At 56.0% G+C, this 21393-nt stretch carries 20 protein-coding genes; 9 read left to right on the top strand and 11 right to left on the bottom strand.

The window, feature by feature from the left end:
- Positions 1–41 precede the first annotated feature (41 nt).
- Together lexA and MWH02_RS17370 are read right to left on the bottom strand one after the other, a co-directional pair.
- Positions 42–656 (bottom strand): transcriptional repressor LexA, encoded by a 615-nt coding sequence (gene lexA / locus MWH02_RS17365; RefSeq protein WP_008109941.1) that lies wholly within the window; start codon positions 654–656, stop codon positions 42–44.
- A 105-nt stretch (positions 657–761) separates the two neighbouring features.
- Positions 762–1130, bottom strand: coding sequence for a diacylglycerol kinase (locus MWH02_RS17370; protein ID WP_222184959.1), 369 nt, complete (start codon positions 1128–1130; stop codon positions 762–764).
- 127 nt (positions 1131–1257) lie between these two features.
- On the opposite strand from MWH02_RS17370, the gene plsB reads away from it, so the two are divergent.
- Complete coding sequence (plsB, locus tag MWH02_RS17375; protein ID WP_110868147.1) at positions 1258–3681, top strand: glycerol-3-phosphate 1-O-acyltransferase PlsB; 2424 nt, start codon at positions 1258–1260, stop codon at positions 3679–3681.
- A gap of 48 nt (positions 3682–3729) precedes the next feature.
- On the opposite strand, the gene ubiA is transcribed toward plsB, so the two are convergent.
- The 4 genes from ubiA to MWH02_RS17395 all read right to left on the bottom strand — a co-directional run bounded on the left by ubiA (position 3730) and on the right by MWH02_RS17395 (position 6400).
- Positions 3730–4614 carry a 4-hydroxybenzoate octaprenyltransferase gene (gene ubiA / locus MWH02_RS17380; RefSeq protein ID WP_271461129.1) on the bottom strand — a complete coding sequence of 295 codons (885 nt, stop codon included), beginning with the start codon at positions 4612–4614 and terminating at the stop codon, positions 3730–3732.
- A 7-nt stretch (positions 4615–4621) separates the two neighbouring features.
- Positions 4622–5140, bottom strand: coding sequence for a chorismate lyase (ubiC, locus tag MWH02_RS17385; RefSeq protein ID WP_101763073.1), 519 nt, complete (start codon positions 5138–5140; stop codon positions 4622–4624).
- Between the two features lie 82 nt (positions 5141–5222).
- Complete coding sequence (psiE, locus tag MWH02_RS17390) at positions 5223–5633, bottom strand: phosphate-starvation-inducible protein PsiE (protein ID WP_061718383.1); 411 nt, start codon at positions 5631–5633, stop codon at positions 5223–5225.
- A 68-nt stretch (positions 5634–5701) separates the two neighbouring features.
- Positions 5702–6400: a UTRA domain-containing protein gene (locus MWH02_RS17395; RefSeq protein ID WP_271461130.1), complete on the bottom strand. Its 699-nt coding sequence runs from the start codon at positions 6398–6400 to the stop codon at positions 5702–5704.
- 224 nt (positions 6401–6624) lie between these two features.
- On the opposite strand from MWH02_RS17395, the gene MWH02_RS17400 reads away from it, so the two are divergent.
- From MWH02_RS17400 to MWH02_RS17425, 6 genes are all read left to right on the top strand, one after another.
- Entirely contained in the window at positions 6625–7686 is a 1062-nt protein-coding gene (locus MWH02_RS17400) for an ABC transporter substrate-binding protein (RefSeq protein ID WP_101763075.1), read from the top strand.
- A gap of 10 nt (positions 7687–7696) precedes the next feature.
- A complete protein-coding gene (locus MWH02_RS17405; RefSeq protein WP_217550070.1) occupies positions 7697–8506 on the top strand; it encodes an alkaline phosphatase family protein in 810 nt (269 codons plus the stop codon).
- Positions 8506–9351 (top strand): ABC transporter permease, encoded by an 846-nt coding sequence (locus MWH02_RS17410; protein WP_101763077.1) that lies wholly within the window; start codon positions 8506–8508, stop codon positions 9349–9351. Before MWH02_RS17405 ends, MWH02_RS17410 begins: the two co-directional genes overlap by 1 nt.
- A 10-nt stretch (positions 9352–9361) precedes the next feature.
- The gene (locus tag MWH02_RS17415; protein ID WP_101763078.1) at positions 9362–10147 is read left to right on the top strand and encodes an ABC transporter permease; all 786 of its coding nucleotides are present in this window, start codon (positions 9362–9364) and stop codon (positions 10145–10147) included.
- A gap of 2 nt (positions 10148–10149) precedes the next feature.
- Positions 10150–11142, top strand: coding sequence for an ABC transporter ATP-binding protein (locus MWH02_RS17420; protein WP_222234570.1), 993 nt, complete (start codon positions 10150–10152; stop codon positions 11140–11142).
- 108 nt (positions 11143–11250) lie between these two features.
- The gene (locus MWH02_RS17425; protein ID WP_222211738.1) at positions 11251–12876 is read left to right on the top strand and encodes a Na/Pi cotransporter family protein; all 1626 of its coding nucleotides are present in this window, start codon (positions 11251–11253) and stop codon (positions 12874–12876) included.
- A 73-nt stretch (positions 12877–12949) separates the two neighbouring features.
- On the opposite strand, the gene gntU is transcribed toward MWH02_RS17425, so the two are convergent.
- From gntU to MWH02_RS17445, 4 genes are all read right to left on the bottom strand, one after another.
- Complete coding sequence (gntU, locus tag MWH02_RS17430) at positions 12950–14290, bottom strand: gluconate transporter (RefSeq protein ID WP_110868139.1); 1341 nt, start codon at positions 14288–14290, stop codon at positions 12950–12952.
- A 2-nt stretch (positions 14291–14292) separates the two neighbouring features.
- Entirely contained in the window at positions 14293–14829 is a 537-nt protein-coding gene (gene gntK / locus MWH02_RS17435; protein ID WP_036621490.1) for a gluconokinase, read from the bottom strand.
- A gap of 142 nt (positions 14830–14971) precedes the next feature.
- Positions 14972–15967 (bottom strand): gluconate operon transcriptional repressor GntR, encoded by a 996-nt coding sequence (gene gntR / locus MWH02_RS17440; protein WP_101763082.1) that lies wholly within the window; start codon positions 15965–15967, stop codon positions 14972–14974.
- Between the two features lie 138 nt (positions 15968–16105).
- Entirely contained in the window at positions 16106–16801 is a 696-nt protein-coding gene (locus MWH02_RS17445) for a pirin family protein (RefSeq protein ID WP_110868138.1), read from the bottom strand.
- 217 nt (positions 16802–17018) lie between these two features.
- Between MWH02_RS17445 and MWH02_RS17450 the strand changes: the two genes are divergently transcribed.
- Positions 17019–18590 carry an AbgT family transporter gene (locus tag MWH02_RS17450; protein WP_192412701.1) on the top strand — a complete coding sequence of 524 codons (1572 nt, stop codon included), beginning with the start codon at positions 17019–17021 and terminating at the stop codon, positions 18588–18590.
- A 226-nt stretch (positions 18591–18816) separates the two neighbouring features.
- Positions 18817–19308 carry a GNAT family N-acetyltransferase gene (locus MWH02_RS17455; protein ID WP_101763085.1) on the top strand — a complete coding sequence of 164 codons (492 nt, stop codon included), beginning with the start codon at positions 18817–18819 and terminating at the stop codon, positions 19306–19308.
- A 68-nt stretch (positions 19309–19376) separates the two neighbouring features.
- Here the strand turns inward: MWH02_RS17455 and ggt are convergent, their stop codons facing one another.
- Entirely contained in the window at positions 19377–21128 is a 1752-nt protein-coding gene (gene ggt / locus MWH02_RS17460) for a gamma-glutamyltransferase (protein ID WP_110868136.1), read from the bottom strand.
- Positions 21129–21393 lie beyond the last annotated feature (265 nt).

The following is a 21393-nucleotide window of genomic DNA, read 5'->3' on the forward strand; positions in this document are numbered from 1 at the left end:
GCAAACACGCACCGCCGCAGTTAAAGTGGATCAGAAACTGATCAGAGCCACTCGCCGTTGCGCACAATCCCGACAGCTAAACCTTCAACGGTTAGCGACTGCTCACGGGTATCCACGACAATCGGCTGAAAATCGGTGTTTTCCGGCAGCAGATGGACAATCGCACCCTGCTTTTTCCAGCGTTTCACTGTGACTTCATCATCAATGCGCGCCACGACAACCTGGCCGTTACGCACTTCCTGCGTTTTGTGTACCGCTAACAGATCGCCATCCATAATGCCGATGTCTTTCATCGACATACCGCTCACGCGCAGCAGGAAATCGGCGCTCGGTTTAAAGAGGTTAGCATCCACCTGATAGTGGGCTTCGATGTGTTCTTGAGCCAGCAAAGGTTCACCGGCAGCGACGCGGCCAATCAGCGGCAGCCCTTCGCTTGGTTCTTCTTCCATCAGCAAACGAATCCCGCGCGATGCGCCGGAAACAATTTCAATTACGCCTTTACGCGCCAGCGCTTTCAGATGCTCTTCGGCAGCATTGGGCGAGCGGAAACCCAGTTGCGCAGCAATTTCCGCACGCGTTGGCGGCATGCCCGTCTGGTTAATATGGTCGCGAATCAGGTCATAGACCTGTTGCTGCCGTGCAGTTAACGCTTTCATCCCGCCCCCTGGTTGTTTATACAGTCGCTGTGAGTATATACAGGTATTCGCGAAATGAAAACCGTAACAGAGGGAAAAATCAGCGGTTTAATGAATCTGGAATCCCTATCTCAAATGCGTCCAGAGCAGCGCGATCCAGACGAACAGAGCCAGTAAGATAGTCAGCAATACGGCAGCCGATCCCATATCTTTGGCGCGGCCCGCGAGCGGATGTTGCTCCTGCCCGATGCGGTCGACCACCGCTTCGATAGCGCTATTAAGGATCTCAACGATGATAACCAGCACTACCGAGCCAATCATCAGGATGCGGGAAAGGGTATCTACATCCAGCCAGCAAGCTACGAGAATGGCCACCAGCGCGGCAATGGCTTCCTGCCGAAAAGCGGCTTCGTGCTGCCATGCGGCACGCAGGCCCTGCCAGGAATAACCGGCGGCTTTCACTATTCTTACTATACCGGTGACGTTATTTGCCATGTCTATGGAACCCTTGAACTATTTTGACGTCAATGTGTGGGCAGTTTGAGGCGGCAGAGCCACAGACCTTCGCTGCGCTTTCTGGTATGCTTGCCGCGCTTTGCTAACAAGAGGCTTAAAGTTGTCTATGTCAGGTTGGCGTAAACTCTATTACAAATTATTGAATTTACCACTCTCTATTTTGGTAAAAAGTAAGGTCATTCCGACCGATCCTATCTCTGAACATGGGATCGATCCGACACGTCCGGTGATGTATGTTTTGCCTTATGATTCAAAGGCTGACCTGCTCACACTGCGTGCTCAATGCCTGAAACATGATCTGCCCGATCCGCTGGCTCCGCTGGAGATCGATGGCACCCTGCTGCCGCGCCACGTGTTTATTCACGATGGCCCACGCGTAATTCCCTATTTCGTGGCCAATCCCGAATCGGTAAAGCTGTTCCACGATTATCTGGATTTGCACCGCAGCAACCCGCAACTCGATGTGCAAATGCTGCCGGTCGCGGTGATGTTTGGTCGTGCGCCGGGACGTGAAACCTCCGGTGAATCCACGCCACATCTGCGCGTGCTCAATGGCGTGCAGAAGTTCTTCGCCATTTTGTGGCACGGCCGCGACAGCTTTGTTCGCTTCTCGCAAACCGTTTCGTTGCGCCAGATGGCGACCGAGCACGGCACCGATAAGTCGATTGCCCAAAAGCTGGCTCGCGTGGCGCGCATTCATTTTGCCCGCCAACGTCTGGCTGCGGTCGGCCCGCGTCTGCCTGCGCGTCAGGATCTCTTCAACAAGCTGTTACAATCCAAAGCGATCGAAAAAGCAGTAGAAGATGAAGCGCGCAGCAAAAAGATTTCGCATGAGAAAGCCCAGCAGAACGCCATCGAAATGATGGAAGAAGTGGCGGCGGACTTCTCTTATGAAGCGATTAAAGTCACTGACCGCGTGATGGGCTGGCTGTGGAGCCGCCTGTATCAGGGCATCAACGTGCATGGCGGTGAGCGCGTGCGTCAGCTGGCGCAGGATGGTCATGAGATTGTGTATGTGCCCTGCCACCGCAGCCACATGGATTACCTGCTGCTCTCCTACGTGCTTTATCATCAAGGCCTGGTGCCGCCGCACATTGCTGCCGGTATCAACCTGAATTTCTGGCCAGCCGGCCCGATTTTCCGTCGTCTGGGCGCCTTCTTTATTCGTCGTACCTTTAAGGGCAACAAACTCTATTCCACCGTGTTCCGTGAATATCTTGGCGAGCTGTTTAGCCGGGGTTACTCCGTTGAATACTTTGTGGAGGGCGGACGTTCGCGTACCGGTCGTTTGCTGGATCCAAAAACCGGCACCCTATCAATGACGCTGCAGGCGATGCTGCGCGGCGGCAGTCGTCCAATCACCTTCGTGCCGATTTACATTGGCTACGAGCATGTGATGGAAGTGGGCACCTACGCCAAAGAGCTGCGGGGTGCGGCCAAAGAGAAAGAGAGCTTCCTGCAGATGGTGCGCGGTTTACGTAAGCTGCGCAACCTGGGACAGGGCTACGTTAACTTCGGTGAACCCCTGCCGTTAATGAACTATCTGAACAAAAACGTGCCCGAATGGCGAGATGCGATTGATCCTATCGAACCGCAACGCCCAGCCTGGATGACGCCCGCCGTGAATGACATTGCGGCGAAGCTGATGGTGCGCATCAATGAAGCCGGTGCAGCCAACGCCATGAACCTGTGCGTCACTGCACTGCTGGCGTCACGTCAGCGTTCACTGACCCGCGAACAGCTGATTGAGCAGTTAGAGTGCTACACCCAGCTGCTGCGCAATGTGCCCTATTCGCCAGAAGCCACGGTGCCTGACATGAGCGCCGAAGCGCTGCTTGATCACGCCATGGGCATGAACAAGTTCGAGACCGAGCAAGACAGCATTGGCGACATCATCATTCTGCCGCGCGAGCAGGCGGTGCTGATGACCTACTATCGCAACAACATTCATCACATGTTGGTGATGCCATCGTTGATTGCCGCCATCGTGCAGCAACATCGTGAAATCAGCGAAGCAGAGCTGCTGCGTCAGGTTAGTCTGGTATATCCGATGCTAAAGAGCGAGTTGTTCTTGCGCTGGGACAAGGCGGAGTTGCCTGCGCTACTTAACGCACTCTGTGCAGAGATGGCGCGTCAGGGCCTGATCACCTTGCAGGATGGTCAACTAAGAATGACGCCGGCACGTCACCGTTCGCTGCAACTGCTGGCGGCGGGTATTCGTGAGACGCTGCAGCGCTTCGCGATTACCTTCGCTATCCTCAGCGCGAAACCGGCCATCAACCGTGGCACGCTGGAGAAAGAGAGCCGCACGCTGGCTCAACGCCTGTCTGTGCTGCACGGTATCAACGCACCAGAGTTCTTTGATAAAGCAGTGTTTACTGCGCTGGTCCTCACGCTGCGTGATGAAGGATATATCAGTGACAAAGGCGATGCCGATGCCGAACGCAGTCATATGATGTGGCAGATGCTGGCGGAACTGGTGACCAGCGACGTGCGTCTGACGATTGAAAGCGCGGTCACCCACGATTAACGCGGCGATAAGCTAATAAAAAGGCGCACTTCAGTGCGCCTTTTTTGTTTATAACAGATCCGCGAACGGCACGGTGCTGAGCAGAATGCCGAGAAACAGCACCATGCCCACATAGTTGTTATTCAGAAACGCCTGGAAGCAGGGATCGCGCTCGCGCTGGGCAATTAGCTTCTGCTGATGCACAAACAAGCCCGCAGCCAGCAGCAGCGACCAGTAAAACGCCCCATTCAGTTGAAGCATCATGCCCACCAGCGCCATCAAACCGAGCGTTGCCAGCTGCAGTAAACCAATAATCAGTTTGTCGCAACGGCCAAACAGAATCGCCGTTGATTTTACGCCGATCTTCAAATCGTCATCGCGATCGACCATCGCGTACTGCGTGTCATAGGCCACCGTCCAGCAGATGTTCGCCAGGAAAACCAGCCAGCAGACTAAAGGTAAGGACTCACTAACTGCTGCCCATCCCATCGGAATCGCCCAACCAAACGCTGCGCCGAGCACCACCTGCGGCAGATGCGTGTAGCGCTTCATAAACGGATAAACCCACGCCAGCGCCAGGCCGCCAAACGACAGCAAAATGGTCATGGTGTTCATGGTCAACACCAGCATAAACGCCAGCAAACCGAGACCGGCAAACAGCAGCTTCGCCTCTTTCCCGGACACCGCGCCGCTGGCCAGCGGACGTGACGCCGTGCGCTTGACGTGACCATCGATTTTGCGGTCTGCGTAATCGTTGATCACGCAGCCGGCAGCACGCATCACGATAACGCCGAGCACAAACACCAGCAGCACCGGCAGCGGTGGAATCGCCATGCCGGAGAGCCACAGTGCCCACAGAGTTGGCCACAGCAGTAACACAGTGCCGATGGGTTTATCGATACGCATCAGGCGGCAGTAAGCCTGCCATTTGGTCATGGGTAAGGTGTTTTGCACAGTGGTTTTATCCTTGATCCAGCGCGCGATAGAGCGGCGACGCCGGTAAAAATAGTTCAGTTAACAGCAGCGGCTTGCCCGACAAACGCAGGCGGGAACGGCGTCCCCATAAATCGCCAACCTGACCGGGATTGATAAAATCGCGGCTCAGGGTAGATGAAGAGAACAGATAGCGGCCAAGCGGGCGCGTACCGAGCTGTTGCAGCATCTGCTCGGGGCCGTTCAGCGTGCTTTCTGGCACCACGGTGCGGCCAATCAGCCAGGGTTCGCCATCACCGCACAGCACAATTTCACGTAACCAGAAGCGCGGGTCGGCGGGCAAAAATTCCGCTTCTTCCGAGATCTCTTCAGCGCCAATAAACGCTTCGCGGATCAGTTTTACGGTCACTTGCTGGCAATGCTGCTCGAAGCGACGCGTCATGGAGTCTTCTTCCATTAACCAGTCAAGTAGCGGGGCAGAAAGCTGCGGTGAAGAGGCTGGCAGCCAGTGCAGTGCGCGTAACTGGCGCAGCGCGTCATGCGACATCAGGACATCTCCGGGAAAAAAGTTGCCCTAGTTTAGCGCAGAGGAGAATGCGTGGCACGGCTCGTTGTGCCACGCGATATTATTACTCGCGTTTCAAGCGGTTACTGTTCGCTAGCCACAGCGTCACCACCAGAATCAAAATCGCCGCCGAGTAGTAGAGCGTATCGAACGGATTTTTATGGTCGACGATGATCAGGCGGATAATCGCCGTGATGCCAATGTAGATGAAGTAGCGCAGCGGGAAGTGATAGCCAGACTGAAAGTACTTCACAATCAACGCGATAAATTCGAAGTAGAGGAAATAGATAACGATGCCTTCAATTAGCAGATAGGAAGACGTCTGCTCACCGGTGCTCAACAGCACGTTGGCCAGATGAATGGTTTCTTTACCGAGGAACACCACCAGAATAATGGCCAGAATGATCAGACCAATATTCAGCACCCACTGCAATGCTAAAGAGATGTACTGCCCAACCCCTGTTTTTATTGTCATTTTTGCGCCTCACGCTCTCAATTACTCACTGGCGCTATCATGCTGTAGTGTGATCAAAATCACAATATTTATACTTCGACATCCACGCACAGCGCGTCATAGCGCCAGAACTCGCAGTCGCAATCAATCACGCGCTTGTGCTGATCGCGATTGATGCGGGTAATCAACAATCCGGGCGTGCCGCTCGCCACGTTGAGCGCGGGCGCAGCGCGCACCGGCAGCGGTCCCGGCAAAATGGTAAAACGCGCGCCGCCGTAGCGAATGCCATAGCGCTGGTCATAAAGATCGGTGAGTGAACGCGTCAGGTCTTCATCCAGCAATCCCGGAAAGAAGGCGGGATTGAGGTAATGCTCGACATACAACACGGCGCGACCATCAATACGGCGCAAACGGCGAATGCGGTAAACCCGATCGCCCTCCAGCAGTTGCAGATGACGCGCGATGGCTAATTGCGCTGGCACTTCGCGCGCCTCCAGCACTTCAGTGCTGGCAATACGGCCTTGCTCAGCGGCCATGGCGTGAAAATGGCTATGATGAGAGGGGTTGTAGACCAACCGAGGCGGTGCGAGAAACCAGCCACGACGCAATTCACGATAGATAATGCCCTGCGCTTCCAGCAAACCCAGCGCCTCACGCAGCGTAATGCGCGTGGTGGAATAGTGTTCGCTTAAGCTACGTTCGGCGGGCAAACGACCACCGGAAAATTCACCGCTTTCAATGCGTTCCCGCAGCCCTGCTGCAATCACATCCGCCGTTTTCGACATCATTTCTCAGCCTCATTTTGGGGCAAATCTGCACTATGACAGTTCGATGACTACAATGTGACAGAGAACAACCCACGCTTTAGCGCGCTGTAACCGCATGTGGATCGTCGCGCCACACCCCGTTTCACCACCATGGTCATAAAACCTTCATCTATTCGGGCTACATTGGCTCGGTTCTTGCTGGACTAGACCAAGAAGTCCCACAACATATACCGGGAGCAATCGAGATGAAAGCGTTTATCGCCTCTGTAGTAGCCAGTGCCGTACTGCTTGCGCTGCCCGCCGCGCAAGCCGCAGATAATGACCTCGCCGCGTTAGAAAAAGCCGCGCGCGCCGAAGGTCAGGTCAACAGCGTCGGCATGCCAGATAGCTGGGCCAACTGGAAAGATACCTGGAGTGACCTCAACAGCAAATATGGCCTGAAGCACAGCGACACCGACATGTCCTCGGCGCAGGAACTGGCAAAATTTGCTGCAGAGAAAGAGAACGCCAGCGCCGATATCGGTGATGTGGGCGCTGCTTTCGGTCCGATTGCCGTCGCTAAAGGCGTGGCGCAACCGTATAAGCCAACGCATTGGGAGCAAATCCCGAGCTGGGCAAAAGATCAGGATGGCAACTGGATGCTGGCGTATACCGGCACCATCGCGTTCCTGGTGGATAAGCAGCAGGTCAAAGATGTGCCGCACAGCTGGGCCGATCTGAAGAAAGGTAAGTATGTGGTCACTATCGGTGACGTCGGCACTGCGGCTCAGGCAGCGAACGGCGTGTTGGCGGCCAGCTATGCATTAGGCGGTGACGAGAAGAATGTGAAACCGGCGTTGAGCTTCTTCGGCGATCTGGCGAAAGAAGGCCGTCTTGGCGTGACCGATCCGGTGATTGCCAACATTGAAAAAGGCGAAATTCAGGTGGCGGTGGTGTGGGACTTTAACGGTCTGAACTACCGCGATCAGATCGACAAAAACCGCTACGAAGTGGTGATCCCTTCCGACGGTTCCGTCACTTCTGGCTACAGCACCATCATCAATAAATACGCTAAACATCCGAACGCCGCCAAGCTGGCGCGTGAATACATCTTGTCTGATGAAGGCCAGATCAACCTGGCGAAAGGCTATGCGCGCCCGATTCGTGCCGAGCATTTAACTCTGCCCGCCGACGTGCAGGCCAAGCTGCTGCCGCAGTCTGAGTATAAGAATGCCCGTCCAATCAAAGACCAGGCCGCGTGGGATAAAACTTCGAAAATGCTGCCGCGTCTGTGGCAAGAGAACGTCATCATTAATATGAAGCAGTAAGGAGCGAGGGATGAAAACGATCCTGGTGGTGTTGGATGGGCTGAGTAATCAGGTAGCGCAGCACGCAATGGGCTATCTGTTTGCTGAATGCGCGCAGGGCAACGGCCAATATTATACGCTGACTTGCGAACTGCCTTCGCTGTCGCGCCCGCTGTACGAATGCATTCTCACCGGCATTCCACCGGTGCGCAGCGGTATTATTCACAACGGCGTCAGTCGCATGAGTAATCAGCGCAGCATCTTCCATTACGCACGTGCCGCCGGTCTCACCACCGCGGCAGCCGCCTACCACTGGGTGAGTGAGCTCTACAATCAATCCCCGTTCAACGCGGCGCGCGACCGCCACACGGTCGCGCCCGATCTGCCGATTCAGTATGGCCACTTTTACTGGGACGACGGTTATCCGGATTCCCACCTGTTTGAAGACGCAGAAAGCCTGCGTTTGCGGCACGATCCCGACTTCCTGCTGATCCACCCGATGAACATTGACGATGCCGGACACAAGCACAGCCTGTCATCGCCGCAGTATCGCAACCGCGCGCGCATGGCCGATGGTTATCTGTCGCAGTGGATGCCGGACTGGCTGGCGGCCGGTTATCAGGTGATTGTCACCGCCGATCACGGCATGAACGATGACCGCTCGCACGGCGGCATTTTGCCGGAAGAGACGCAGGTGCCGCTGTTCGTGTTTGGCAAAGGTTTCTCGCTGCAGCCGGATCTCCAGCCGCAGCAGACCGAACTGTGCGGCATCGTGTGCACCTTGCTCGGCGTCGAACATGACAAACCGCTATGTCGCGCGTTACTGGCGGAGCCGCAGTAATGAAAGGCAAAACGCTCGCCGCGCTATTGCTGCTGCCGTTTGCGCTGTTCTGGGTGGCATTCCAGCTCGCGCCGCTGCTGTGGATTGCCATCAACAGCTTCTGGAGCGACATCAATGAGCGTTGGGGCTTCGACAACTACAGCGATATCCTCACCTCGCCGTTCTATTTGCAGGCGTTTCGCCTGTCGCTCGACATCTCCATCTGGTCGAGCATTTACGGCCTGCTGATCTCACTGGTTGCCGGATATTCGCTGCATCAGCTCGGCAGCGGCCGCTTTCAGCGCTTTTTGATGTCATTTACCAACATGACCAGCAACTTCGCCGGTGTACCGCTGGCGTTTGCCTTTGTCATTCTGCTCGGTCTGAACGGTTGTCTGACGCTGCTGCTGCGCCATTACGGCGTGCTGGAAGGCTTCAAACTGTTCTCGCGTGACGGCATGGTGCTGGTGTACACCTGGTTCCAAATCCCGCTCGGCATTTTGCTGCTCTATCCGGCGTTTGATGGCTTGCGACAGGATTGGCAAGAGTCCGCCGCGCTGCTGGGTGCAGGCCGCTGGCGCTATTGGTGGCACATCGGTTTGCCGATTCTGTTCCCGGCGCTGCTCGGTACTTTCGTGATTTTGCTGGCGAACGCGCTCGGCGCTTACGCCACTATTTACGCGCTCACTACCGGCAACTTTAACGTGGTGCCGGTACGTATTGCCGCGCTGGTCTCTGGCGACATCTCGCTTGATCCCAACACCGGCGGCGCGCTGGCGATGTTGCTGGTGCTGATTATGGCGCTGATTACCGTGGTGCAGCAGTATCTGGTGCGCCGCAGCTATCTCAACGCCAAACCTTCCTGAGGAGCTACACGTGTCGCGCGCGGAAAAATTTTATCATCGCCTGATTGTCTGGCTGCTGCTGGCCATTTTAGCCGCGCCGCTGCTGGCGACGTTACTGTACGGCATTTCCACCAGCTGGAGCGACACCATCCTGCCGCAGGGCTTTACGCTGAAGTGGCTCAGCGCGCTGTGGAGCGATGCGCGTTTTCTGACCGCACTCGGCCATTCGCTGCTGGTTTGCTGCGGTGCGCTGCTGTTCTCGCTGGTGCTGGTACTGCCTGCCATGTTTGTAATCGCTTACTACTATCCGAAACTGGATGCGGTGATGAACGTGCTGATCCTGATGCCCTTCGCCGTGCCGCCAGTGGTGTCGTCGGTCGGGCTGCTGCAACTCTATTCGTCGTCGCCGCTGATGCTGACCGGCACGCCGTGGATTTTGATCGGCTGCTACTTCACCATCGCCTTGCCGTTTATCTATCGCGCCATCTCCAACAATATGCAGGCCATCAACCTGAAAGAGCTGATTGATGCCGCGCAGCTGCTCGGTGCCAGCACCTGGCAGGCGGCGCTATTTGTGGTGTTGCCGAACCTGCGCAAAGGGGTATTTATCGCGGTGCTGCTCTCCTTCTCCTTCCTGATTGGTGAGTTTGTCTTCGCCAATATGCTGGTCGGCACCCGTTATGAAACCTTGCAGGTTTATCTGTTTAACATGCGCAACGGCAGCGGCCATTTCACCAGCGCGCTGGTGATCTCCTATTTTGCCGTCGTCCTGCTGGTTACCTGGCTGGCGAATGCCCTCAATCCTGAACGAGGCTAACCATGAGTTATCTGAGCGTCACCCAGCTGAACAAAAGCTACGGTCCGACCACCATTTTTGAAAACATCGATTTCAGTGCCGAAGAAGGCGAGTTTGTTACGCTGCTCGGCCCCAGCGGCTGCGGCAAATCGACGCTGCTGCGCTGTATCGCCGGGTTAACCGAAGTGGATAGCGGCAACGTGTTGCTGCAAGGACAGGATATCGTGCCGCTGCCGCCGCAGAAGCGCACCATCGGCATGGTGTTCCAGAGCTACGCGCTGTTCCCCAACATGACGGTTGAGAAGAACGTGGCGTTTGGCCTGAAGATGCAGAAACTGGCGAGCAGCGAGATTCAGAAACGCGTGATGGAGGTACTGGCGCTGGTGGAACTCACCGACTTCGCGCGGCGTTATCCGCATCAGCTCTCTGGCGGACAGTGTCAGCGCGTGGCGCTGGCGCGTTCGCTGGTGACGCGTCCACGCTTGCTGCTGCTGGATGAACCGCTGTCGGCGCTGGATGCGCGCATCCGTCGCCATCTGCGCGAGCAAATCCGCAATATTCAGCGCGAGCTGAAACTCACTACCTTGTTTGTCACTCACGATCAGGAAGAGGCGCTGACCATGTCCGATCGCATAGTGTTGATGAACCGGGGCAAGATCGTGCAGAACGGCAACGCGGAAATGCTCTATACCCAACCGGCCGATCTGTTTGCCGCCGGCTTTATCGGCAACTACAACCTGCTGAGCGCCGAACAGGCAACGCAGCTGACCGGACAGGCGTTTAGCGGCCAGGTAGCGATTCGCCCGGAGTCGATCCAGCTGTGTGCGCCGCAGGCGGGCATTCCCGCCACCATCCTCAGCCACAGCTTGCTTGGCAACGTGATTCGCTATCGGGTGCGTGCGCAAAACGTGGAACTCTCGATAGATGTACTCAACCGCAGCGTGGCAGATTTGCATCCCGCTGGTATGCAGATTGGGCTACAGTTAGAGATGTCGACGTTGCGCCAGGTTGCTTAATTTAAACGAAAAAAGGCGACACAACGCGGCGAAGGTTTTACCGGTTGTGCTCACCGTCAGGCTGGCAATCGGTGTGGTTTGAGCCTGACGGATGAGGAGCCTCTATACGTGTTAACTCTGCTTAATCTACTCTCTGCCGTTGCGCTGCTGGTGTGGGGAACACACATTGTGCGCACCGGCATCATGCGCGTTTACGGTGCCGATCTGCGTCGCGTACTCAGCCGCAGCGTTGAAAAAAAACCGATGGCGTTTCTTGCCGGTATTGGCGTTACGGCGCTGGTGCAGAGCAGTAACGCCACCACGCTGCTGGTTACCTCCTTTGTTGCACAGAATCTGGTCAGTCTGACGCCAGCGCTGGTGGTGGTGCTGGGCGCGGATGTCGGGACCGCGATCATGGCGCGTATCCTGACCTTCGATCTGTCGTGGCTGTCGCCGCTGTTTATCTTCTTTGGCGTGGTGTTCTTTCTCAGCCGCAAGCAAACGCGCATTGGGCAGTTAGGCCGCGCCAGTATTGGGCTTGGCCTGATTCTACTGGCGCTGCAGCTGATTGTCGCGGCCGCCAAACCGATCACCCAGGCGGCGGGCGTTCAGGTGCTGTTCTCGACGCTGACCGGCGATGTGATGCTCGATGCACTGATTGGCGCGGTGTTCGCCATCATCAGTTACTCCAGCCTCGCGGCGGTCCTGATTACCGCCACGCTGACCGCTACCGGTGTCATCTCCTTCAAGGTGGCACTCTGTCTGGTGATTGGTGCCAACCTCGGCAGCGGCCTGCTGGCGATGATCAACGCCAGCGGCTCCAATGCAGCGGGCAAACGCGTTGCGCTCGGCAGCCTGCTGTTTAAGCTGATTGGCAGCATCGCCATTTTGCCGTTCGTCAATGTTGTCGCCGATGTGCTGGATAAGCTGCCAGTCAATGATGAAGAGCTGGTGATCTTCTTCCACGTCTTCTACAACCTGATTCGCTGTTTAGTCATGGTGCCGTTTGCCGATCCAATGGCGCGCCTGTGCCGCCGTATGATTGCCGATGATCCCGAAAACGAAGCCCATCTCAAACCCAAACACCTCGACAGCAGCGCGCTGGATACGCCAGCGTTAGCGCTGGCTAACGCCTCACGCGAAACACTGCGCATCGGTGATGTGGTCGAGCAGATGATTGAGTCATTCAATAAGGTGGTGCATGGCGACCTGCGCGAAGAGCGCGCGGTGCGGCGGCTGGATGATGATGTTGATGTGCTTTACACCGCGATCAAACTCTATCTGGCGCGTATGCCAAAAGAGGATTTGCCGGAGGATGATTCGCGCCGCTGGGCGGAGATCATTGAGATGGCGCTCAACCTGGAGCAGGCGGGCGACATTATCGAACGCATGTGCGCCGACGTAGCGGATAAGTCACTGACCGCGCGCCGCGCCTTCTCTGCCGAAGGACTGGAGGAGCTGCAAACCTTGCAGGAACAGGTGCTGTATAACCTGCGTCTGAGTTTGTCGGTGTTTTTGTCGCACGATGTCACCAGCGCCAAACGCCTGCGCCGCTCCAAGCATCGCTTCCGCATTCTGATTCGTCGTTTCTCCCACGCGCACGTCGAGCGCTTGCATCTGCAGAATGTGCAAAGCATTGAGACAAGCTCGTTGCACCTTGGCTTGCTGGGCGATTTGAAGCGTTTAAATTCGCTGTTCTGCGCCGTGGCGTACACGGTTTTAGATCAGCCGGATGATGAGCGGGAAGAAGATTAACAAGGTCAGAATCGCGCCGCTACAAATCCGCGTAATGGTCCGTAGCGGCGCAATGTATTGCGCTGGTTTTACATCACGACAGCAAACTAAACGCAATCATGCCAACAATCGCGCCGGTGGTGCCCAAAATGGTTTCCATCAGCGTCCATGTCTTCAGCGTTTCGGCTTCGGTGGCGCCGGTGAAGCGGCCAAACAGCCAGAAACCCGCATCATTCACATGACTGATAATGATCGAGCCGCCGCCGATACAGATCGACAGCGCGGCCAGCTGCGCGCCGCTGTAGTGCAGCGGTTCTATCACCGGCATCACTAAACCGACGGTGGTTAAACACGCCACGGTGGCCGAACCCTGAATCACGCGAATCGCGCCAGAAAGGATGAAGCACGCCAGCGCAATCGGCATACCTGCGCCGGTCAACGCATGCCCTAAAACCGGGCCAACGCCCGAATCCACCAGCACCTGCTTAAACACGCCGCCCGCACCAATCACCAGCAGAATAATGCCCGCCGGTTGCAGCGCGCTGCCGCACACCTGCATCACCTTCTCTTTATCCATGCCCTGACGATAAGCCAGGCCATAAATCGCCACCAAACAGGCCAGCAGAATCGCGGTGAACGGATGGCCGATAAACTCCAGCCACTCATACAGATGGGAACCCGGCGTAGTGAAGCGTGCGCCAATGGTTTTCAGGCCAACCAGCAGCAGCGGGAACAGAATCAGTGCCAGACTAAAGCCAAACGACGGCAGTTTGCCCTCTTCCACTTCCGGCTGATGATCTTCCGGCGGTGCACTAAAGCTGACGTGCTGCGCAATAACGCTGCCAAACAGCGGGCCCGCAATCAGCATGCCCGGAATCGCGGCGCACAGGCCCAGCAGAATCATCCAGCCAAAATCAGCGTGCATCTGCGCGGCCAGCAGCATCGGCGCGGGACCCGGCAGCAGAAACGCGGCGGACGCCGCAACACCGGCAAACAGCGGGATCACCAGCTTAACTAAATTGCCTTGGGTGCGACGCGCCACGGCGAACGCAATGCTGATTAGCAACACCACCGCCACTTCAAAGAACAGCGGCAACGCACAGATCAAGCCAGCGACGCCCATCGCATAGTGCGCGCGGCTTTCCCCAAAGGTTTTCAACATGCGAATGGCGATCTGATCGACGGCGCCGGTTTCATGCAGGATCTTGCCGAACATCGCGCCTAACGCCACCACAATGGCGAGAAAGCCGAGCGTTCCGCCCATGCCTTTTTCCATGGTTTGTGCGATTTTATCGAGCGGCATGCCGGAGAACAGACCGGCACCAATGGAGACTAACATCAGGGCAACAAAGGCGTGCATACGCGCTTTCATCACCAAAAACAGCAGCAGCAGGACAGAGCCTGCTGCGGTTAACACTAGCGTTGCGGTACTCATGACTAACCCTTGTTGATTGCACCCTCAATGGTCGCAACCGTGGCCGCAACTACCTCATCCAGTGAATGATTGATATCAACCACCAGTACATCGGGCTCATCCGCGCCGGGTTCCTGCAGCGTGGCGAACTGCGTCACCAGCATCTGCGGTTTGAAGAAGTGACCTTTACGCGCTTTCAGGCGGGATTCAATGGTTTCGAAGTCGCCCTGCAGATAGATGAATTTCAGGTTCTCGTTGCCCTGACGCAGGATATCGCGATAGGACTTTTTCAGCGCCGAACAGACGATGATGGAGATCTCCTGCGTGCGCTGCATGGCAAAGGCCGCATCATTCAGCGCCTGCAGCCACGGCTGGCGATCGTTGTCGTCCAGCGGATGGCCATCCGCCATTTTCATGATGTTGCTGCGCGGATGGAGGAAATCCCCATCGAGGAACGCAGTGTTTAACTGATGAGAAACCTGATTGGCGACGGCAGATTTTCCGCTGCCGGAAACGCCCATCAGGATAAAGACGTGGTGCGATGGAGATGGCGTTGTCATTGTTTTGCGCTCCGGCAGTGAATTCTGCCCAATGTTACCGATAACAAATTGAGCTGCCATTGTCAGAGCCCACTGAAAGGCTGGCAACCCTTCTCAGGTGGAAAAGCACGAAAATGTGAACTGACTCAAATAATCGCCAAAATCAGATGCTGTCACCTTCGGAGATTTCAAAGCCAACATCCAGCGGTTGCGTTAGCGTGCGATCGCCGCCAATGCGCGCCAGCAGCATCGCTGCCGATTCCCGTCCCATACGCTCGCGCGGCGTTAACACCGTGGCGAGGCGCGGATTCACCACTTGCGTAATGTCGTGGCCGTGGAAACCGGCAATCGCCATCTGCTGCGGCACGCGTAATCCCTGACGCTGGCACTCAAACATCGCGCCTACCGCGAGGTCATCGTTGGTACAAAACAGGCTGTCAGTTTCCGGATAACGCTTTTGCGCCTCGCACAGTAGTTGCGCGCCGGCGCTGAAAGAGGAGGCATCTTCCATCATCACGCTGTGTGGCGTGAGCCCCGCTTCGCGCATCGCTTTTTCGTAGCCCTGTTGCTTCTGCAAGGTACGTTCATCAAGGCGCGCGCCGAGATAAACCGTATGGCGATGCCCTTTTTTCAGAATAGCATGCGTCATCTGCCGCGCGGCTTCGACGTTATCAAAGCCCACCGCCATATCGAGGCACGGCGTGACCGAATCCATCATCTCAATCACCGGGATGCCCGCCACTTCCAGCATGCGCAGCGTGCCCGGCGTATGGGTACGCTCGGTGAGGATCACGCCGTCGATGTTCCAGCCGAGCAGCGATCGCAGCTGTAACTCCTCTTTCTGCGCGTTGTAGCCAAAATGCGCCACCAGCGTTTGGTAACCCGCTTCGTCGGTGACGGCCTCAATGCCGCGCAATACGTCGGCGAAAACCTGGTTGGTTAAGGAAGGCAGCAGCACGCCGATAGCGCGGCTGGTGGCGTTGGAGAGCATATCGGGGGCGCGATTGGGGATGTAACCGAGTTCGTCCAGCGCCACGGCGATTTTGTCGCGCAGCGCCGCAGAGACCTGATCGGGATTGCGCAGGTAGCGGCTGACGGTCATTTTTGTGATGCCGACGCGATCGGCAACGTCCTGTAATACCGGTCTTTTCTTCTTCATCGTATGCGCCTGAAATCAGAGATACGACGAGTTTATCATTTTTTTGTCATGCACTGCCTTTGAGGAAAACCTGCGCGATCAATCGCGCCGCTACAAATACGTGCAGATATTGCAGCGGCGCCGTTCATTGCGCGACCTTTAAACCGGTGGCAAATCAAACAGCAGAATCTCTGCATCGCTGTCAGCTTTGATGCTCAGCGCGCTTTCATCCCAAATCGCCAGCGCATCGCTGCTGCCAACCTGTTCGCCATTCACGCTCACCAGCCCTTTCACCACCTGAATCCACACGCGACGACCGGCTTCAACTGTCACTTCATCGCTTTCGCCCTCCGCAAAGACCCAGCGCGACAACGTCATGTCCTGAAACACCTTGAGCGATCCGTCACGTTCATCCGGCGTCAGCACAAACTGGCGGCCTTTAACATCATCGAAACGGCGTTGCGCGTAACGCGGCTCAATGCCTTTGCGCTCTGGAATGATCCAGATCTGATACAGGTGCAGCGGATCGGTGGCGCTGGCGTTGTACTCCGAATGTCGCACGCCGGTACCGGCGCTCATGATTTGGAACTCACCGCTCGGAATCTGCTCTTTATTGCCCATGCTGTCCTGATGTTCAACGGTGCCAGACAGCACATAGGTCAGGATTTCCATGTCTTTATGCGGATGGGTGCCGAAGCCCTGACCACCATCGATAACATCTTCGTTAATCACGCGCAGTGCCGAGAAGCCCATAAAGTTGGCATCGTGATAATCGGCGAAAGAAAAGGTGTGCCAGCTATCCAGCCAACCGTGATTAGCGTGACCGCGTTCTTCAGCTTTACGTACATAAATCATGTTCAATTCTCCTCAATGTTTTTTACAGTTTGGTACTGCGAAGGATTGATTGATAGCTGAAAAACTTCATCCCTCTGTTCAAAAAAAGTGAATGAAAACGAAAAAACGACCCAGGTTTTACTGATGAGGAAGTGCGAACGAGATTGGTCTTGTAGATAACCCACTACATAACAATGAGCATCACGGACCCTGCAAGCAGGAATAACAAGGAAAAATTATGTCAGAACACATCACTCCACCCGCTAAGCGCCCGATTGAACGCTTTTTGAATACCGTTGAATGGCTGGGTAATTTATTACCGCATCCGATTACTTTATTTGCCCTGTTTTCACTGTTTATCATTGTTGCGTCTGCCATTGCCGCAGCGTTTGGCGTCAACGTGATCGATCCCCGCCCAGTTGGCGCGGCAGGACGCGCACCAGACGGTGTGATTCACGTGGTTAGCCTGATGAGTGCCGAAGGTTTGCAACGCATCGTCAGCCATCTGGTCACCAACTTTACCGGCTTTGCGCCGCTCGGCACCGTGTTGGTTGCGCTGCTCGGTGTGGGGATTGCCGAACATTCAGGGCTGCTCTCGGCGGCGATGCGCGCGCTGGTGTTTAACGCACCGAAAAAGCTCATCACCTTCACCATCGTCTTCGCTGGCATTATCTCCAACACCGCTTCTGAGCTGGGCTATGTGGTGCTGATTCCGCTGGCCGCGATGATTTTCCACTCATTGGGCCGTCATCCCCTGGCGGGCCTGGCCGCGGCGTTTGCCGGGGTTTCTGGCGGCTACAGCGCCAACCTATTGCTTGGCACCATCGATCCGCTGCTCTCGGGCATTACCCAAAGCGCCGCGCAGATCATCGATCCTGACTACCATGTTGGCCCGGAAGTGAACTGGTACTTTATGTTTGTCAGTACCTTCGTGATTGCCATTCTTGGCACCTGGATCACCAACAGCATCGTCGAACCTAAACTGGGCAAATATCACGACAGCGAAGGTGATGCGGTGCGAGGCGATATGGGCGCGCTGACGACGCAAGAACGTCGGGCGTTGAAAGGCGCGGGCTGGGCGGTTCTTGGCGTTACGCTGCTGCTGATCCTGACCGTGATTCCGGGCTACGGCGTGTTGCTCAACCCGAAAACCGGCACGCTGGCGGGTTCACCGTTCCTGAAGGGCATCGTGGTGTTTATCTTTGTCTTCTTCGCTATTCCCGGCATGGTATATGGCCGCCTGATCGGCAATATGCGCAACGATCGCGACGTCATTAACGCCATGTCCGCCAGTATGAGCAGCATGGGCATGTATATCGTGCTGGTGTTCTTTGCTGCGCAGTTCGTGGCGTTTTTTAACTGGAGCAATTTCGGCACCGTGGTGGCAGTGAAAGGCGCTAATCTGCTGGCATCAATCGATATGGGCGCGCCGCTGCTGTTTGTCTGCTTTATCATGATCTGCGGCTTTATCAACCTGATGATTGGCTCCGCCTCGGCGCAATGGGCGGTGACCGCACCGATCTTTGTCCCGATGCTGATGCTGGTCGGCTTTGCGCCCGAAGTGATTCAGGCGGCATATCGCATCGGTGATTCGGTGACCAACGTGATTACACCCATGATGAGTTACTTTGGCCTGATTATGGCGGTGGCGGCGCGTTATCGACGCGACATGGGCATCGGTACGCTGGTGGCGATGATGTTGCCGTATTCGGTGGTGTTTATGATTGGCTGGACGCTGCTGTTTGTGCTTTGGGTGTTTGTCTTCAATCTGCCGGTCGGGCCCGGTGCGGCAACCTGGTACACGCTGTAAAGGCAAAAAAAAGCCAGCACCCGAGCTGGCTAAATAATACCTGGAAGCAATGTGAGCAATGTCGTGCTTACCCGGTTGTCAGGAGACGTTTCCGAGCTCGCATGGCAATAATAATCATTATCATTCGCGTCTGTAAAGCCCTTTTGCGAATTATTTTGCATTGACGAAGAGCGAGAATTCCTTGATGTTAAAGGGGATTTTATCCATTTTGTACAAGGAGTCGCTCATGAGTCAGATCGTTGTTCGTCACGCTATTCCCGAAGATGCTGCTGCTTTAACGCGCATGTACAGTCAGCCTGAACCGCAGGCCAACACGCTGCATCTGCCGTATCAATCGCCGACGCTGTGGCAGGACCGCCTCAGTAATCTGCGTCCGGGTGTGCATATGCTAGTGGCGTGCATTGACGATCAGATTGCCGGGCAACTCACGGTGGAAGTGCTGTCGGTGGCGCGCCGTCGCCATACCGCGACATTTGGCATGGGCGTCGATTCTGCTTTTCATCGGCGCGGCGTCGGTAAAGCGCTGATGTCAGCGATGATTGATTTGTGCGACAACTGGCTGCAGGTGACGCGCATTGAGCTGACGGTGTTCGCCGATAATCATAAAGCGCTTGGCTTGTATCGGCAGTTTGGCTTTGAGATCGAAGGCACCGCACGTCGCCACGCCATGCGCGACGGCGAAATGGTGGATACGCACTATATGGCGCGCTTGAAATAACCTGTTAAATCGCGCCGCTACAAATGCGTGCACATACCGTAGCGGCGCAATTTATTGCGCATTAGCGATCAATAACCTGCGCTTAAATCATCCACTGAACGCGGATCCGATGCGCCATAACGCGTGCCGTCCGGCCCAATCATAATGCTCTGCGTGCTGCCCATCGCGGGCATCACTTTCACATGCTGGCCTTTGGCTTCCAGCAGGCGCAACGTATCCGGGCTGAAGCCTTTTTCCACGCGCAGCTGATCGGGCAACCATTGATGATGGAAGCGCGGTGCGTTGGTCGCTTCCGCTACGTTCATGCCGAAATCGATGCTGTTCACCACCATTTGCAGCACGGTGGTGATAATACGGCTGCCGCCTGGGCTACCGGTAACCAGCCAGGTTTTACCGTCTTTTGCCACAATAGTAGGCGACATTGATGACAGCGGACGTTTAGCCGGTTGCACCGCGTTCGCCTCGCCGCCGACTAAGCCGTAGACGTTTGGCGTACCCGGTTTGGCGGAGAAATCATCCATTTCATTGTTCATCAAGATGCCGCTTTGTCCGGCGACAATGCCGCTGCCGAAGTAAGTATTCAGCGTGTAAGTCACCGCGACCGCGTTGCCATCTTTATCCACCACCGAGAAGTGCGTGGTTTGATTGCTTTCATACGGCGCCAGTTTGCCCGGCTTGATCTCGCTGGATGGACGCGCTTTATTGACGTCAATCTGCTGCGCCAGGGTTTTGGCGTAGGCTTTGCTGGTCAGCGCCTGCTGCGGCACTTTGACGAAATCAGGATCGCCAAGGTATTCGGAACGGTCGGCGTAAGCGTATTTTTCCGCTTCCGCCATCACCTGCATCGCATCCGCGCTACCAAAGCCGAATTTTGCCAGGTCGAAGTTTTCCAGGATATTGAGGATCTGCACGATGTGAATCCCGCCGGACGATGGCGGCGGCATGGAGAACACTTCATAGCCGCGATAGGTGCCGCTCACCGGTTTACGTTCCACCGCGCGATAGGCCGCCAGATCCTGCTTGCCGATCAGGCCGCCGTGCTGCGCCATTTCACCGGCAATTTCATCGGCGATTTTGCCTTTATAGAACGCATCCGGCCCTTGCTGGGCGATCAGCTGCAGGCTACGCGCGAGGTTTTTCTGCACCAGACGTTCGCCCTTCTGATACGGCTTACCGTCGGCTTTGTAGAAAATCGCGCGGCTGTTGTCGTGGTTGATCAGCGTCTCTTTGCCGTAGGTGGCGAGATCGTCGGCCAGCGCATCGTTCACTACGATACCGTCACGCGCCAGTTTGATAGCAGGCGCCAGTAATGTGCTCAGCGGCAAGGTGCCGTATTTCTGCGCCGCCAGCGCAAAACCGGCCACGGTGCCCGGCGTGCCCGAGGCTAAATGAGAAGTGAGTGACAACTTACTGTCAGCGTTGCCCTGCTTATCAAGGAACATATCGCGTGACGCGCGCGCCGGTGCCATTTCGCGGAAGTCGATGGCGGTGGTGCGGCCCGATGCGGTACGTAGCAGCATAAAGCCCCCGCCGCCGAGGTTACCGGCCTGCGGATGCGTCACCGCCAGCGCGAAACCCACCGCAACGGCCGCATCCACCGCGTTACCGCCCTGCTTAAGAATATCGACGCCCACTTCTGTCGCCATCGCATCCACCGATGCCACCATGCCATGTTTGGCTTTTACCGGGTGAAAGGTATCACTATCAACGCCATACGAAACCGGCGGCGCGTTGGCGGGCGCAGCGTGTGCGCCCTGCACCACGGTAAAACTCATCAATAATGCCCAGCCGAACTGACGCACGTTGCCCTGTATCCTCATCCTGCCACCACCCTTTTAAAGTTATTTATACCCTTCATACTTCAAGGTGCAGATGCGTTGGCTGCTCTCGTTCACCCGAATCACTTACTTGTGTAAGCTCATCGGGACTCTCTCGTTTGCCGCCTTCCTGCGCCTTGAATTATTTTGGGTATCCATTTGTTATTTATTGATGCAAGTGTTTGCAAACACGGTAAAAAGCGTAGCAGTAAGCTAAATTCGGCGCACTCCTGGATCATAGGTTTGTGATATCGCATAAACTTATGGC

Source organism: Pantoea leporis, assembly GCF_028048155.1.
Lineage (GTDB): Bacteria > Pseudomonadota > Gammaproteobacteria > Enterobacterales > Enterobacteriaceae > Pantoea > Pantoea leporis.

Bases quoted from the DNA above. Each gene is read 5' to 3' on its own strand.
- lexA (WP_008109941.1), bottom strand. From the start codon at position 656: ATGAAAGCGTTAACTGCACGGCAGCAACAGGTCTATGACCTGATTCGC.
- MWH02_RS17370 (WP_222184959.1), bottom strand. From the start codon at position 1,130: ATGGCAAATAACGTCACCGGTATAGTAAGAATAGTGAAAGCCGCCGGT.
- plsB (WP_110868147.1), top strand. From the start codon at position 1,258: ATGTCAGGTTGGCGTAAACTCTATTACAAATTATTGAATTTACCACTC.
- ubiC (WP_101763073.1), bottom strand. From the start codon at position 5,140: ATGTCGCATGACGCGCTGCGCCAGTTACGCGCACTGCACTGGCTGCCA.
- psiE (WP_061718383.1), bottom strand. From the start codon at position 5,633: ATGACAATAAAAACAGGGGTTGGGCAGTACATCTCTTTAGCATTGCAG.
- MWH02_RS17395 (WP_271461130.1), bottom strand. From the start codon at position 6,400: ATGATGTCGAAAACGGCGGATGTGATTGCAGCAGGGCTGCGGGAACGC.
- MWH02_RS17400 (WP_101763075.1), top strand. From the start codon at position 6,625: ATGAAAGCGTTTATCGCCTCTGTAGTAGCCAGTGCCGTACTGCTTGCG.
- MWH02_RS17405 (WP_217550070.1), top strand. From the start codon at position 7,697: ATGAAAACGATCCTGGTGGTGTTGGATGGGCTGAGTAATCAGGTAGCG.
- MWH02_RS17410 (WP_101763077.1), top strand. From the start codon at position 8,506: ATGAAAGGCAAAACGCTCGCCGCGCTATTGCTGCTGCCGTTTGCGCTG.
- MWH02_RS17420 (WP_222234570.1), top strand. From the start codon at position 10,150: ATGAGTTATCTGAGCGTCACCCAGCTGAACAAAAGCTACGGTCCGACC.
- gntU (WP_110868139.1), bottom strand. From the start codon at position 14,290: ATGAGTACCGCAACGCTAGTGTTAACCGCAGCAGGCTCTGTCCTGCTG.
- gntK (WP_036621490.1), bottom strand. From the start codon at position 14,829: ATGACAACGCCATCTCCATCGCACCACGTCTTTATCCTGATGGGCGTT.
- gntR (WP_101763082.1), bottom strand. From the start codon at position 15,967: ATGAAGAAGAAAAGACCGGTATTACAGGACGTTGCCGATCGCGTCGGC.
- MWH02_RS17445 (WP_110868138.1), bottom strand. From the start codon at position 16,801: ATGATTTATGTACGTAAAGCTGAAGAACGCGGTCACGCTAATCACGGT.
- MWH02_RS17450 (WP_192412701.1), top strand. From the start codon at position 17,019: ATGTCAGAACACATCACTCCACCCGCTAAGCGCCCGATTGAACGCTTT.
- MWH02_RS17455 (WP_101763085.1), top strand. From the start codon at position 18,817: ATGAGTCAGATCGTTGTTCGTCACGCTATTCCCGAAGATGCTGCTGCT.
- ggt (WP_110868136.1), bottom strand. From the start codon at position 21,128: ATGAGGATACAGGGCAACGTGCGTCAGTTCGGCTGGGCATTATTGATG.